This is a genomic window from Pseudoalteromonas spongiae UST010723-006, from assembly GCF_000238255.3.
Lineage (GTDB): Bacteria > Pseudomonadota > Gammaproteobacteria > Enterobacterales > Alteromonadaceae > Pseudoalteromonas > Pseudoalteromonas spongiae.
In genome coordinates this window covers 3091878-3105816 of sequence record NZ_CP011039.1, presented here as the reverse complement: position 1 = coordinate 3105816, position 13939 = coordinate 3091878, and the positions used below count along the sequence as shown (strand labels likewise).

Here is a 13939-nt window from a genome sequence, read left to right as displayed (position 1 = left end):
TAAGTTGTTTTCTTACGCGTTGGCTTTAAATAACAACTGATTTTGGCCTGCCGACTTTAAATAAAAGCGAATTTCTTGGCCTAATCGCGTTGTTACCTGGCTGATAATAAAATCACCCATTTTTTCAAGCTTAGCTAAGTAGTTAGTGCGATTTTTAAATGACTGCTTAATTAAGGTTTGCTTTTGTCCGTTGATATAAAGCTTTGCATCCTGCTGATCATTTTTTGTTAAGCGTATTTGCTGTCCAGCTAACACTAATTTATATGTTTTAAGCATAATGCCTCCTTAATTCGTTAAGGCTAGACTAAGCAAAAATTAAAAACGATGAGCTTAAAAGTGTTTAAAGGCGATATTCGGTGATTACTGGATTTATTTAACTTGGTTTATGGGCGATTCGCCCATTGATTGATCATATTGAGTAAGTCTTTTTCAACCAAAGGTTTAGATAAAAAGTCATTCATACCAGAGGCTAAGCATTTATCTTTGGTTTCACTCTGATTGCTGGCTGTTAACGCAATAATGGGGGTATTTGTATCAAATTGGCGTATTTGCTTAGTGGCATCAAAGCCATCTAATTCAGGCATTAAGCAGTCCATTAAAATAATATCAAATTGATGCTCTTTTGCTTTCGCAACGGCTTCAAGACCATTATTTGCTGTAGTGACAGTATGTTCAGCAAGCATCGCTTTTGCGATATGTTGGTTTAGCGGTACATCGTCTACTAGTAAAATAGCTGCATCGACGACTTTTTCAATATTGTGTGTGGCGTCTAGGTTTAGCTCTGGTTTTTCAACTTCATCGCACGGTAAGGTCACAACAAAACGTGATCCTTGACCAAGTTTACTGGCAACTTCAATTGCGCCATTCATTTGTTTTACTAGCGCATTACAAATGGCTAAACCGAGTCCAGTGCCGCCATATTTGCGGGTTGTACTGGCATCTGCTTGAACAAACTTAGTGAATAAGGAATCAATTTGCGCTTCGCTTAAACCTATGCCGGTATCAACAATCGTGATTGTGAGTAAATATTTGCCTTGTCCCGTTGCGGTTAATTCTACCGACACCGACACAGTGCCTTGCTCAGTGAATTTAATCGCATTACTAATTAAGTTGATTAATACCTGTTTTACGCGCACATCATCAAGTGCCACATAAGATGTTTGATTAGTATAATTTGCGATAATACTAACGTCTTTTTCCATCGCAGATGCATTAAACATATCGACAACGTTTTTTAGCATTTGGTTTATTTCACACGGCACGGGATGCAGTACAAGTTTGCCTGCTTCTATTTTTGAGATATCTAAAATATCATTAATGGTTGCGAGCAATTGCTGCCCCGAGCTGGTGATTACATCAAGTTGTTGCTGTTGTTGTTCGGTCATTGATGTTTTGGCAAGAAGTGTTGCTGTGCCGAGTACACCGTTTAGCGGCGTGCGAATTTCGTGACTCATTACGGCGAGGAAATCTGACTTAGCTTGCGCAGCCAATTGGCTCTTTTCGGTTTCTTTCTTTAATTCGGCCTGCTTGGTTAGCAAATTATCGAGCAAGTCGTTGTATGCATTGACTAGTTCGCCAATTTCATCGCTGCGTTGAACCGATACTTTTTTTGGTTTACGAGATTTAATGCCCGCGCGGATAGAGTTCAACAATTGATATAGCGGCACAATTGCTTGGGAACGAATTACATAAATACTTAGTGCCATAGTGATTGAAAAGCCAAGTAGGGCAGCGAAGAAAATATATTGGTTAGATAGCGCGATATAGTTGCCTAATTGTTTGGTGTTTATAACCAAAATAACAATGAGATCTTCAAGTGCGCGGCGGTCTTCCGATACCGCTTCAAAGCTGGCTAAATAAATAAGCTGGTTATCAAAATAAAAGTAATCGGGTGCTTGGTTAAAGTTTAGGTTATCGAGTAGTTGGCTAAAGCGAAAATGAGAAGAGGTAAACGATTCGCCAATTAATTCTGCTTGGTTGCTTGCTAAAATAACCCCTGAATCTGCTTTGGCAATAAGTACATGATCTACTGCATCGTTTGCACCGATTGCACTTGTAACGCGTTTAAAGTTTGCGCTGCTAATGCGATTGGCTGTGGCAACAACAATGCTTTCAATAATTAACTCGGCTTCATGCTTCATCATTGCTTTAGAAAGTTGGGTTGCATTGTGTTTATTAAACAATACTAGCCCCGCCAACACGGTGATATAGATAATGCTGAGCAGTAAAGTTATTCGCTTTCCGAGCGTTAAGCCTTCAGTCACTTAATTTCCCTATAGATAAAAACTGCGAGAGCGCGTTGCACTCAAAATTTATACTATTTGTTTCATTAAGCACAGTACACACTTGCTGCATGTTTTGCGATAAGCCTTTTGGCGAGAGTATCTCTCGTTGCTCATTTGCGGATAACACCTTTAAATCCTGAAAAGCTGCGGCAAATTCATCTGCACTAATACCTTCGCGTTTAGCCATAATATTGTTTGCTTCAATAGGGTTCTGCTTCGCGTAATCAAGAGCTGCTTGCCATGCGCTATGAAAGCGTTTTATCCACTCAGGGTTTTGTTCAACTAGCTCGCTTGAAACCGTTACCACATCTAAAATCGTTTTAGGTATTTCACGCGAATCAAACACCTTTTGTAACTCAAATTCATTTAATAGTAAGTTGGAATAGGGAGGGTAGGTTACGTAGGCGTCGATAATATCTTTATCAAATGCATCTGGCGCATCAAGCTGCTCAATGTTTAGCATTTCAATGTCATTAAGTGCCAAGTCGTGCTTCGCCAGAGCTTGATGCAAAAAGAATGAACCTAGCGAACCAAGCTCAACACCTACACGTTTACTTTTAATTTGGCTAAGTTCGCTAATGTCCGACTTTGCTAAAATCATATCACCGCCGTTTGAGTAATCCGTTACTAATACAATTGATATCGGCTTTTTATGCTGCGCAGCTAATGATACAGCTTCGATCATGGTACTGGTCATGGCATTTGCTTTGCCTTGTCGGAAAAAGCGTTTTACTTCAGCCAATGACGGTGCTTCAATGATTTCTATATCTAATCCCGCTTGTTTAAATAGACCTTTTTCATTCGCTAAATATAAAAACTCGTAACCTGGCCATGGATTGATTGCCAGTTTGATTTTTGGATTATGAGGCTGAGAGCATGAGCTTAATAGCAAGCTGGTAAAAATAACTAGTATTAGATGGATTGGTTTCATTATTTGTCTTCGCCTAACGCTTTTTTATTTAGTATAGAAAACCTTATGGTAAGTGGTATAAATCAAAGTAAAAATATGAAATTCTTCAATATTCTAAAATATTCAGCTGTTTATTTTCCAATGACTAGCCAAGAATAAGTGTGTTTGCTGGCCAGCGACGGACAATTAACGAATTAAGGAATATACAATGACATTAGGCGAAAAGTTAAAACAATTAAGACAAGAAAAAGGGTTAAGCCAACCCGAATTAGCAGCTGAAGCCGGTATTGAACAATCGTATTTATCAAAGTTAGAAAATGATAAATCGCTCCCATCGAATGACATTTTGCGGAAAATACTCGCTGCGTTTCAGGTGTCACTGAGTGACTTTGTAACAGACGAATTAGTGCAAAAAGACATGGCACGGCTAAAGCAAATACCCGACATAGAGCAGCTTATTGCGCAAAAATCACAAAATCAATTTACGCAAAGGCGCAACTTTTTATTGGCTGCTAGCATAAGCATCGTGTTGGCCTCGACCCTGTTTTTTATTGGTTACAGCAAACTTATTTTTAATGAGTATGTGTATCACTATGAATCGATTGGTGTGGTGAAAGACGATGAACCAGCGGATATATTTTCGCGTTGGGAAAGGTATTATTTAAATACAGGTGAGGAGTTGTCGGCATTACAAAGGCAGAAAAAACAAAAATCCTTAAGCTTAGAAATGGCAAAACGTCGCGTTACATTAGTGCAAATGACACCAGAGTATAAAGGCCCAAGCTTTACCGAGACTGTCGCAGGGGGCAGACGCATTTATAAGCTTGATAACTTAATGAGTAAAAAGATTCGCCGCCCAATTAATTCATGGTTGCAAGTGCTTGGCGTACTGCTATTTGCATCAGGCATTATGGGTTTTGTATTAGAAAGGCGATTATTTAAACTGAACTAGGGGTAATCAAGTAAGCCGATCATGTTAAAGCACTTAATGGCCAATTAAGTGCTTTAACGTTTTAGCTCAGAACAACTGAGTTAATAAAAACGTCATCCACATTGCCATAAGTAATAATGAGCTGATGCCAAATGCATATGTACGCCTTTTTAAATTGCGTGCAGAGATATGCTCAAATGCATGCCAAAACCGTAGCGCAACATAACTCCAAGCAGCAATCATCCAAATGAGCGTTTCAATAGAATGAAACGATAAAAAGCCTAATAGAATAATAAATAAAACTGGCTGTTGAAACTGATTGTCATAGCTGCGCCCTGCTAACAAAATATCTTGCGGCATTTCGCTGTAATTAATATTTTGTACTGTTTTATAATTGAGCTGTTTTTTACGCACTGCGATAATGCGCTTTGTTGCTGCACGGATCAGTAAATAAAAGGTCAGAACTAGCTGTGCCAAAATAGGGCCGTATATCCAAATCATGTGTCTTTTTCTCCTAAAGTAAACACGATAAGACCTAGTGTATTGCTAAAAAGCTTGTTATAACGTGTCTTAACTGACTAAAAAAGGTTAATTAAAGACATGCATAAAATTGGTATATTGGTTAATCAAGGAGTGATGGCAACCGCAGTTACAGGTGTAATTGATGTACTCAATGTGGCGAATGGTGTTTACAAAAAACGCACTGGCGCAAATGCAGATGCCTTTAGTTGGCAACTAATTGGCGTTGATAAAAAATACGTAGAATCGAGCCAAGGATTAGTGTTTAAAGCGGATGTATGGCTTGAAGAAACCAGTGAATTTGATGTGGTGATTTGGCCTGGCAGCCAATACCGCAGCGATCAGGATCTCTGGCAGCTATGCAAAAGCCTAAAGCCGTTTCATCCGCATATTGTTAAGCTCGCAGAAAATGCTGAATTGGTAATGTCTGGGTGCACTGCTGTTCCGCTGCTGGCGCACACAGGCTTACTGGCTGATAAAAAAATTACCGCTAGCTGGTGGCTAGATAGTTTTTTTCAGCGTCATATAAAGGGTTGTAAACTCGATACGAGTGAAATGTTGCGACTTGATGGTAAGTTTTTAACTTGTGGTGCAACTTCGAGTTTCTTGTTATTAACTTGGTATTTAGTGCGTCATTATTTAGGTAAAGATATTGCCGATACAGTTGCTCGATATTTATTGATAGACACGGAACAGGTAAAACAAAGCGCATTTTTTGCGTTAAATGATTTACCTGAACACCAAGATGCGGAAATGCGAAAGTTAGAGCAGTGGATCTGCGATCACTTGGATAGCAGTATCGATGTATCAACTATGGCGTATAAGCTTAATATTAGTGAGCGCACATTAACTCGTCGATTCAAAAAGCTGTTAGGCGTTGCGCCCATGCAGTATGTACAAATTGCACGCATTGAACGCGCGTGTGGTTTGTTAAAAACAACCAATAAAACGGCACAGCAAATTGCGTTGGGTTTAGGTTATCAAGATGATGCCGCGTTTCGTAAATTATTTATTAAACATAAAGGCGTTGGTATGGGCGAGTACCGCAGAAATAAAGAGTTTTTTGAATTGTAAAAAAAGGGGCAAGTGCCCCTTTTTTATTTCATTAAATTAACTTCAACTTTGCCGTCTTTTATAACAAGATCAACCTGTTCCATTGTACTGATGTTCTCAAGAGGGTTGCCTTTTACCGCGATCACATCGGCAAACTTCCCAGCATCTAATGAACCAAGAGAGTTTTGTTGTTTAAGTAACGTTGCGGCATTAATGGTTGCCGCCTGTAGCGCTTGTAACTCAGTCATGCCAAATTTCACCATGCGGCTAAATTGGTGACCGTTGTCACCGTGAGGATATACACCAGCGTCAGATGCAAACACCATATTCACCCCCGCTTTTACCGCTTTAGCGAAACTCGCACGCTGGCGCGACCCTACTTTACGTTCTTTATTCAAACTTTCTTCTAGAATGCCGGCTTTTTTGCCCTCGCTAAGAATATATTCAGTATTGTAGATATCCATCGAGAAGTAAGTGCCTTTTTCAAGCGCTAACTGGATTGCCTCATCATCCACAAAGCTGACATGCTCAACCGAGTTAACACCTGCTTTAATTGCCGATTTAATACCATCGGTACCATGGGCGTGCGCTGCTACCGTTAGGCCGCGTAAATGAGCTTCATCAACAATCGCTGTCATTTCTTCTTGTGAATACTGTTGTGCACCCACTTTGGTGCCTTTTGATAGCACGCCACCGGTAGCGCAAAATTTAATAACATCAGCGCCGTATTTGATGTTTTCACGCACTTTTGCTCGCACTGCCCAAGGGCCATCGGCAACACCTTGACTTGTCACTGCATGTTCATGGGTTAATAAATTATTGTCACAGTGCCCGCCAGTAACGCCTAGGCTTGGCCCAGCCGCAAAAATACGAGGACCGGGTACATCGCCATCTCTAATTGCATCTTTTAGCGCGATATCGGCGTAACCTGGTGCGCCTAAGTTACGTACCGATGTAAAACCGGCCTCTAATGTACGTTTTGCATTACGCACTCCGGTAATTGCAGAACGTTGCGTAGTGCGTTGCAGGCGTTTGTAACCGTGTACTTGGGCGTCACTTGTTAAATGCACATGCATATCAAAAAGCCCTGGCAATAATGTGTAGCCTTTTAGTTCCATTACTTTGGCATCAGGTGCGTAAGCTTTGCGATTGCTTTTGCTAAGGCTCACAATTTTATTATCTTCAATGACCAGTGTGGCTGGTTTAATTAATGTGCCTGTATTGATATCAAGTGCCGCATCGGCGTTTAATACAAGCTGCTCTGCCACAGCTGAAAAGCTACTGAGCGCTGCTAACGCAATAAGTGTACGTTTAAACATAATTACAAACTCCTGCTGATTTTTATTTGTTATCCCACAGCCGCTGGCATTAGTGAAGAAAAACTCGATAATTAACCAAGTTTAAAATCCACAGTGTAAAAAGAAACGTAACATCATAGATATAGGCTAAAATAAACGACAAAATTGGGTTATATTTAGCGTGCATAAAATCAACAGGAATAATAAATGAAAGCGTTACTCGTCAAAATTTTAGTACCAATCGGTATTTTTATTATCGGAGCTTTAGGTTTTAATTTGATCAAAGCAAGTGCCGCCGATGATGGCGAAAAGAAGCCTGTTGATACACGACCTACAGTGAGTGTTACGGCGTTAAAAGCAATAGAGCATCAAGTAGTACTAACCAGCTTTGGCGAGGTGAAGCCACTTGAAACAACACGCTTGGCGGCGCAGGTGTCAGGTGAAGTGATATCGTGGCATAAAAATTTTGTTGCGGGCGGCTTAGTGAAACGCGGTGAAGTGTTATTCACTATTGAAAAAGACAACTACCAAGCGGCATTACTGCAAGCGGAAGCGGCGCTTACGAGTGCACAAGCTGCATTAATCGAAGAGCAAGCTAAGGCACAAGTCGCTGAAGATGAAGCAAAACGTTTTCCTAACAAGCCTCGCACCGATTTATTCTTACGAAAACCACAAGTATTAAGTGCACAAGCCCAAGTAAAATCGGCACAGGCAGCATTAATGCGCGCGCAACGAGAACTTGCAGATTGTGAGGTGAAAGCACCCTATGATGCGTTAATTATTTCACGTGATATCGGCGTGGGGCAATTTGTTAATAAAGGGGCTCAAGTAGCCCTGTTAAATAACATTGAAGCCGCTGAAATCATAGTTCCGATCGCGGGCTTTGACAGCTTGTTTTTACCATCACCACTCGCTGAAACGCCGGTAAACATTGCTTACAAAGGTGTTAACGGGTTTGTTCGTCAAGGCAAGATCGTGCGCGATTTAGGCGTAATAGACAGCGCGACTCGAATGACTCACATCGTGGTTCAGGTTGATGATCCTTATAATCTTAAAAGCCGCGGAAGCCACTTAAAATTTGGTAAATATGTCGAAGTCTCATTTAGCGGTCAGCAATTATCACAAGTATTTAAATTGCCACAGGAGCTTGTTAATAACCGCACTGTATGGGTGGTTGATGAAGCGCAAAAATTAAAGGCCAAAGAAGTAAATGTGTTACGCAGCGAAGGTGCTTTCTTTTTGATTGATAAGGGCCTTACAAATAACGATAAGTTGGTGCTTACGCTCCCTGAGTATCCTCAAGAAGGCATGGCTGTAAAACTTGCGGCGAGTCAATCAAGCGAAGCGCTAAAGTAAGGACACACCATGAAAAATAACCAACAAACAGGGTTAATTGCTTTTTTTGCTAATAACTCCGTAGCCGCCAACTTAATGATGTTTTTCATTATTTTAATGGGTATTGTGAGCTACGCGACTATTCAGCGACAAATGTTTCCGAGCATCGAAATTAACTACATTACGGTTAGTGCTAACTACCCCGGTGCATCCCCGCAAGAAATAGAAGAAGGTATTTTAATAAAAATTGAAGAATCGATTAAAGACATTACTGAAATTGAAAAGAGTATTTCACGTGCGTTCCGTAATGGCGGTAGCGTAACGTTAGAAATCGATCCCGATAAAAATCTTGCGGAAGTACTCGATAAAGTAAAACTGCGAGTGGATGGTATTGCCACTTTTCCCGCGGGTATGGAGCCAGTGACTGTGTCACAAATCGAATTTCAGCAAGATGTTATTAATATGGCGTTAGTTGGGGATTTACCGCTCACTCAGTTAAAACCAATTGCACGTCAGGTAGAGACGGAATTGCTGCAATTAAAAAATGTCTCACTGGTTAACTTAAGCACGCCAGACGATGAAATAGCGGTTGAAATTCAACCCGATCAGCTGCGTAAATATAATCTCACCTTAAGCCAAGTAAGTGATGCGATTCGTCGCTATTCTGCCAACATTTCAGCAGGCCAACTGAAAACCGACTCGGGCATTATTTCTGTGCGTGTGGAAAATCAGTTTTATAAAGGCGATGAATTCCGTCAAATCCCCGTAAAGGTGGGCAACAATGGCGCAAAAGTATTGCTCGGTGATATTGCGGAAATTAAAGACCAATTTGTTGAAGGTGAACGCTATTTCCAAATGTCGGGTGCCAATGCGATTTCTTTGTCGGTAAAAGCAACGAAAGATCAGAATATGATTCCAGTTGCGGAATCGGTAAACCGCTATATTGAAGAGCGCAATAAAACACTGCCACCTGGCGTGCAGCTTGAAAGCATTGTTGATATGACATATTACCTCAATGCGCGTCTCGATATGATGCTGAAAAACCTATTTCAAGGTGCGATTTTAGTAGCCTTAATGCTAACTCTATTCTTACGCTTTAAATTGGCACTTTGGGTGATGGTGGGTCTGCCAGTGTGCTTCTTGGGTGCCATGATGATGATGCCGATGGTCGGCGTAAGCATTAATATTGTATCGCTTTTCGCCTTTATTATGGTGCTGGGTATTGTGGTTGATGATGCCATTGTAATTGGCGAAAGTGCCTACAGTGAAATTGAACGGTCCGGCCCCGGCGTAACAAGTGTGGTGCGTGGTGCGCAGCGGGTAGCGACACCAGCGACTTTTGGTGTACTAACCACCATTGCGGTGTTTGCGCCGTTTACGCTATCAAGTGGACCTGAAAGTGCATTTTTTGTTAGCATCGCTGCAGTTTCTATTTTGTGTTTAATCTTTAGCTTGATTGAATCTAAGCTAATTTTACCTGCCCACTTGGCGCACACTCATTTTAGTGAAGTAAAAACAGATGGCTTTAGAGCCAAGTTTAACAAGCGCTTTTTTGGCTTTGTAAATGGCCCTTATCAGCGTTTTGTTATTAAGTGTGTAGAATGGCGCTACGCTGTATTTGCCGTTTTTGTTGCGTTACTAATGATTAGTGTCGGTTTGCTAGCAGGCAACTATGTGCGCGTTGTACCAACGCCAAAAGTGCCACATGACTTCCCAACAATTCGTATTGAAATGAACGATAACGTTTCAGATATGCAAACGATTTCAGCGCTGCAAACAATTGAAGCTGTGATCACTCAAATAGATAAAGAAACCCAAGCAAATACCGGACAAACAATGATCCGCGATATGTTGGTGTTTAACCAAGGTCGTACCGAAGGCCAACTTGTTGTTCCTTTGGTTGATGAAGAATTAAGACCATATAACACCTTTGAACTGTCGCGTCGTTGGCGTGAAGCATTACCCGAAATTCCGGGACTTAAATCAATTAATATTCAAGATGATGTAAACGGTGGCGGTAATGATGGCGAATTTGGTTATCTGTTATTTGGCCCAGATATCGATACTTTAAATGCTGCAGGTCGTCAGTTTATTGCCATGTTGCAACAACAAAAAGGTCTGTTTGATATTAGCTCGACAATCGACCCTGCCAGTAAAGAAGTGCAAATCAGCTTAAAGCCTGTTGCGTACGATCTAGGGCTTAATCTTGCCAATATTGCTAATCAGGTAGGCGCAAGTTTTTATGGTGGCGAAGCGCAGCGAGTCATTCGTAATGGCGAAGAAGTGCGGGTAATGGTGCGTTATCCTAAATTAACACGCGAAGCGTACTCGTCACTTAAATATACCGTTATCACAACACCTAGCGGCAAAGAAGTTATGTTAGGTGATGTTGTGGATTTAGTTGAAAAGCCGGGCATTAGTTATATTCGCCGTGAAGGGGGTTATCGTAGTGTGTATATTTGGGGCGCGATTGATGAAGAAGTGGTTGAGCCCGATGCAGTTGTTAAATCGGTTAAAGATGAATTACTTCCACAACTTAAAGAGCAGTTCCCAACCGTAAAATCTGAGCTTGGCGGTTCCATTGAAGAGCAGCAAGCGCAGGCCAATGAGCAGAAACTGTTTTTCGTAGCTGGTATGTTTATTGTTTATATTTTGCTGGCAGTGCCACTGAAGAGTTATTTCCAGCCGTTAATTATTATGTCGGTGATTCCATTTAGTATGGTGGGAGCAATTTGGGGACATTTCTCGTTTGGTTTAGATATTTCATTGATGTCGACCTTTGGTCTTATTGCTGCAGCTGGGGTGGTTATTAATGACTCCCTAGTTATGACCGATTTTGTTAACCAAATGCGAGCGCAAGGCGCATCGATAAAAGAGGCGGTAACAAAAGCGGGGTGTGCACGTTTTCGCGCAATTACACTGACCTCAATCACCACGTTTGTTGGGGTATTGCCAATTATGTTTGAAACCAGCTTACAAGCGCGCTTTGTTATCCCAATGGCAGTTGCTCTTGGCTTCTCGGTGCTGTTTGCCACATTGGTAACACTAGTGCTAGTGCCATGTATGTACCTTATCTTACAAGATCTTGGCAATGGGTTTATTTGGTTATGGAATAAAATCACCAGCCTTTTCGGAAGGAAAACCAGCTTGCAAAATTAACAGAAAAAGCCCTATTTATTAGGGCTTTTTTAATTGCTTTAAATCCCTATAAATCTGAATAGTTTTTAGCAATTCAATTTTCCTCGACTACACTTTTTAAGAACACTTATATTGCGGCTAAAAATCGTACACGAATGATAGCTACGGAACGCATAAGGATTATAAAGTGGAGTTTCGTTTGAAAAATACCTTATCTCACTCAGCGGAGTGTTTACGCAAAGCTGTGCCGTTAATGGTTAAGTACAATATTGCGGTTACCCCAGCAAATTATGCGCTATGGTATAGCTATGTATCTGGTAACCATCCCAAGTTAAATCAAAAGCTCGATTCTGCGTTAAGAACCTTTGGTACTTGCCCGCCTGCATTGTCACGGGATTTATTTGAAGAGTTTTTATCAGACAAAGATCTTGAGCTGTTTGATTCAGTTGCTGAAGACATTAATGCAGTTGTTGCTGAGGTTGAAAAGAACGTTGGGCAAACCTTAAATTCAGCCAGTGATTTTAGTGAAATTTTGAATTCATGTAATCAAGAACTGAGCGACTTTTCAAAAGAAGACGCATCAGAACGGGATATTTTAGAGTTAGTTAATAAGCTGTCGGAAGAATCAAAAAGCATGCAGCATACAACCGAGCGTTTTCAGCAGCAATTACGTGCTGCATATCAAGAGATTTCCAAACTGCGCAGTGAGCTCAATGAATCGAAAAAAGCGGCATCGAAAGATGGTTTAACTGGCCTTAATAATCGTAAGTCATTCGATGAAGATCTCGACTTATTGTGTAACAGTCACCACAGTGTTTTAAAGCTCTATTTAACCATTGTGGATATCGATAATTTTAAACAATTTAACGATGATTTCGGTCATCAAAAAGGCGACCTCGTACTAAAAGTGGTTGCTGAAAGATTAAAAAAACACGCCGATGAACTTAATGCTGCGTATCGCTATGGTGGTGAAGAGTTTTGTATTTTGAGCCAGTTTAAAGACAAGCGCTCAGCGGTTAATTATTTAGAAAAAATTCGTGTCGATATTGAACGTTTGGCGTTAAAAGACAATAAAACAGGCAAATCATTACGCAGTATTTCAGCCAGTTTTGGTGTAGCCGAGTTTGATGGTGAATCGTGTGAAATGCTTCTCGAACGTGCAGATAAAGCACTGTATAAAGCGAAAGAATCAGGTAGAAACTGCATTATTGTTGCTTAAGGAACAACGATGACAACGTTAATTGAAATGTTAGCAATGCAAAGAGCGCAAAGCGAAGGACGTCTTAAAGTGACGGCTGATGATATTATGTGGGCGCAAGCCAACATAGATTGTTTTGAAGCGTTGCGCGATTGTATGGGATTAGATGTTGCCGATAATGACGTACTATTTGACGACCAAATACACAGCTCTGAACGTTTACCTGAGTAACCTGAAGAGTTTTATAAATTGCCAATTATTTCATACAAGGTAAAGGCAACTTCAAGACCAATGAGCAGTAGCAAAAAGCTTAATAACACGGATTTAGGTACTTTTGCGCAGCAGTATGCGCCAAGAGGTGCGCCTACCACAACAACCGGAATCGCCGCCAATACATATTGAGATATTGGCGCGGTTATCGCGTTTAAATATAAGAAATTTATAACGCTAGCAAATACTGATGTTACCGCCATAATGATGACTGACGTGGCAGTCGCGACCTTTAAATCAGCTTTAAAATGCAGCATTAGCAAGGCAAAAATAGCGATATCTGCCCCTGAGCCAATTAAGCCGCTGACGATACCTCCTAACAACGCCACAAATACCACTAACGCATTTTTCTTTTTACAGCCGAAGTCTATATCTAACTGCTGTTTACCTTTCCAATGAGCACGAAGCAGGGTGACGGCAAAGACTAATAAAAAAACGCTAAACAGTGATTTTGTGATCAATCTAGGCAGAAGGTCAGCAATAAACAACAAGCTGATAGCGACGCCGGGTAATGCGCCAAAAAGCGCAAGCAATACAACCGAACGGTAATATTTGATGCCGCTAAATATAATGGTGAGACTGGCAGCTGTCATCCCAAAGCTCTGAATAGCGAGTGAAAATACTTTCGCAGTAGCAGGTTCAATGGCCAGCACTTTTGTCATGACTGGAAAAGCCACAGCACCGCCGCCAAGCGCTGTACCGCCAGCAACAAATGACCCGAATGCCATAGTAATCGCAATACTAATTTGCGACATAAAATTAGCCAATGCACTGTTAATTCCCTGCATGAATAGCCAGCAAATATAAGTACTAGCTAAAAATAAAAGGGGAATGTATTGACGGTAGCTTCGGTTTTTAAAATTCATGGACAGCGCTGTCATTTCTAATTGTTTACAAAATAGCAAAGTATTTGATACAAAGACAAGGTAAATAATTACAGCGTTACCTTTGCGTGTGCTATAGGCTGACTTACATAGAATATGGCACGCAGCTTTTGCTTTT

Annotated in this window: 12 protein-coding genes; 6 read left to right on the top strand and 6 right to left on the bottom strand. The window is 40.9% G+C overall.

Annotated elements, in window-relative coordinates; genetic code table 11:
- Nucleotides 1–12 precede the first annotated feature (12 nt).
- The 3 genes from PSPO_RS14275 to PSPO_RS14265 form a co-directional block, all read right to left on the bottom strand.
- Nucleotides 13–276 carry a hypothetical protein gene (locus PSPO_RS14275; RefSeq protein WP_010561357.1) on the bottom strand — a complete coding sequence of 88 codons (264 nt, stop codon included), beginning with the start codon at nt 274–276 and terminating at the stop codon, nt 13–15.
- A gap of 107 nt (nt 277–383) precedes the next feature.
- A complete protein-coding gene (locus PSPO_RS14270; protein WP_010561358.1) occupies nt 384–2264 on the bottom strand; it encodes an ATP-binding protein in 1881 nt (626 codons plus the stop codon).
- Entirely contained in the window at nt 2257–3216 is a 960-nt protein-coding gene (locus PSPO_RS14265) for an ABC transporter substrate-binding protein (RefSeq protein WP_010561359.1), read from the bottom strand. The genes PSPO_RS14270 and PSPO_RS14265 overlap by 8 nt, the downstream gene beginning before the upstream one ends.
- 187 nt (nt 3217–3403) lie before the next feature.
- Between PSPO_RS14265 and PSPO_RS14260 the strand changes: the two genes are divergently transcribed.
- Entirely contained in the window at nt 3404–4147 is a 744-nt protein-coding gene (locus PSPO_RS14260; RefSeq protein WP_010561360.1) for a helix-turn-helix domain-containing protein, read from the top strand.
- 66 nt (nt 4148–4213) lie between these two features.
- Here the strand turns inward: PSPO_RS14260 and PSPO_RS14255 are convergent, their stop codons facing one another.
- Complete coding sequence (locus PSPO_RS14255; RefSeq protein WP_010561361.1) at nt 4214–4627, bottom strand: MAPEG family protein; 414 nt, start codon at nt 4625–4627, stop codon at nt 4214–4216.
- A 99-nt stretch (nt 4628–4726) separates the two neighbouring features.
- Between PSPO_RS14255 and PSPO_RS14250 the strand changes: the two genes are divergently transcribed.
- Complete coding sequence (locus PSPO_RS14250; RefSeq protein ID WP_010561362.1) at nt 4727–5719, top strand: GlxA family transcriptional regulator; 993 nt, start codon at nt 4727–4729, stop codon at nt 5717–5719.
- Nucleotides 5720–5742: 23 nt separating this feature from the next.
- On the opposite strand, the gene PSPO_RS14245 is transcribed toward PSPO_RS14250, so the two are convergent.
- Nucleotides 5743–7017 (bottom strand): Xaa-Pro dipeptidase, encoded by a 1275-nt coding sequence (locus PSPO_RS14245; protein ID WP_010561363.1) that lies wholly within the window; start codon nt 7015–7017, stop codon nt 5743–5745.
- A gap of 186 nt (nt 7018–7203) precedes the next feature.
- On the opposite strand from PSPO_RS14245, the gene PSPO_RS14240 reads away from it, so the two are divergent.
- The 4 genes from PSPO_RS14240 to PSPO_RS14225 all read left to right on the top strand — a co-directional run bounded on the left by PSPO_RS14240 (nt 7204) and on the right by PSPO_RS14225 (nt 12898).
- A complete protein-coding gene (locus PSPO_RS14240) occupies nt 7204–8352 on the top strand; it encodes an efflux RND transporter periplasmic adaptor subunit (RefSeq protein ID WP_010561364.1) in 1149 nt (382 codons plus the stop codon).
- 9 nt (nt 8353–8361) lie between these two features.
- Nucleotides 8362–11490, top strand: coding sequence for an efflux RND transporter permease subunit (locus tag PSPO_RS14235; protein ID WP_010561365.1), 3129 nt, complete (start codon nt 8362–8364; stop codon nt 11488–11490).
- A 166-nt stretch (nt 11491–11656) separates the two neighbouring features.
- Nucleotides 11657–12688 carry a GGDEF domain-containing protein gene (locus tag PSPO_RS14230; protein WP_010561366.1) on the top strand — a complete coding sequence of 344 codons (1032 nt, stop codon included), beginning with the start codon at nt 11657–11659 and terminating at the stop codon, nt 12686–12688.
- 9 nt (nt 12689–12697) lie between these two features.
- Nucleotides 12698–12898 (top strand): hypothetical protein, encoded by a 201-nt coding sequence (locus PSPO_RS14225; RefSeq protein ID WP_010561367.1) that lies wholly within the window; start codon nt 12698–12700, stop codon nt 12896–12898.
- Nucleotides 12899–12909: 11 nt separating this feature from the next.
- On the opposite strand, the gene PSPO_RS14220 is transcribed toward PSPO_RS14225, so the two are convergent.
- Nucleotides 12910–13692 (bottom strand): sulfite exporter TauE/SafE family protein, encoded by a 783-nt coding sequence (locus tag PSPO_RS14220; RefSeq protein ID WP_233430439.1) that lies wholly within the window; start codon nt 13690–13692, stop codon nt 12910–12912.
- Nucleotides 13693–13939 lie beyond the last annotated feature (247 nt).

Excerpts from the sequence above, each read along its gene's own strand:
- PSPO_RS14275 (WP_010561357.1), bottom strand. The coding sequence starts at position 276 with ATGCTTAAAACATATAAATTAGTGTTAGCTGGACAGCAAATACGCTTA.
- PSPO_RS14265 (WP_010561359.1), bottom strand. The coding sequence starts at position 3,216 with ATGAAACCAATCCATCTAATACTAGTTATTTTTACCAGCTTGCTATTA.
- PSPO_RS14260 (WP_010561360.1), top strand. The coding sequence starts at position 3,404 with ATGACATTAGGCGAAAAGTTAAAACAATTAAGACAAGAAAAAGGGTTA.
- PSPO_RS14255 (WP_010561361.1), bottom strand. The coding sequence starts at position 4,627 with ATGATTTGGATATACGGCCCTATTTTGGCACAGCTAGTTCTGACCTTT.
- PSPO_RS14250 (WP_010561362.1), top strand. The coding sequence starts at position 4,727 with ATGCATAAAATTGGTATATTGGTTAATCAAGGAGTGATGGCAACCGCA.
- PSPO_RS14245 (WP_010561363.1), bottom strand. The coding sequence starts at position 7,017 with ATGTTTAAACGTACACTTATTGCGTTAGCAGCGCTCAGTAGCTTTTCA.
- PSPO_RS14240 (WP_010561364.1), top strand. The coding sequence starts at position 7,204 with ATGAAAGCGTTACTCGTCAAAATTTTAGTACCAATCGGTATTTTTATT.
- PSPO_RS14235 (WP_010561365.1), top strand. The coding sequence starts at position 8,362 with ATGAAAAATAACCAACAAACAGGGTTAATTGCTTTTTTTGCTAATAAC.
- PSPO_RS14225 (WP_010561367.1), top strand. The coding sequence starts at position 12,698 with ATGACAACGTTAATTGAAATGTTAGCAATGCAAAGAGCGCAAAGCGAA.
- PSPO_RS14220 (WP_233430439.1), bottom strand. The coding sequence starts at position 13,692 with ATGTCGCAAATTAGTATTGCGATTACTATGGCATTCGGGTCATTTGTT.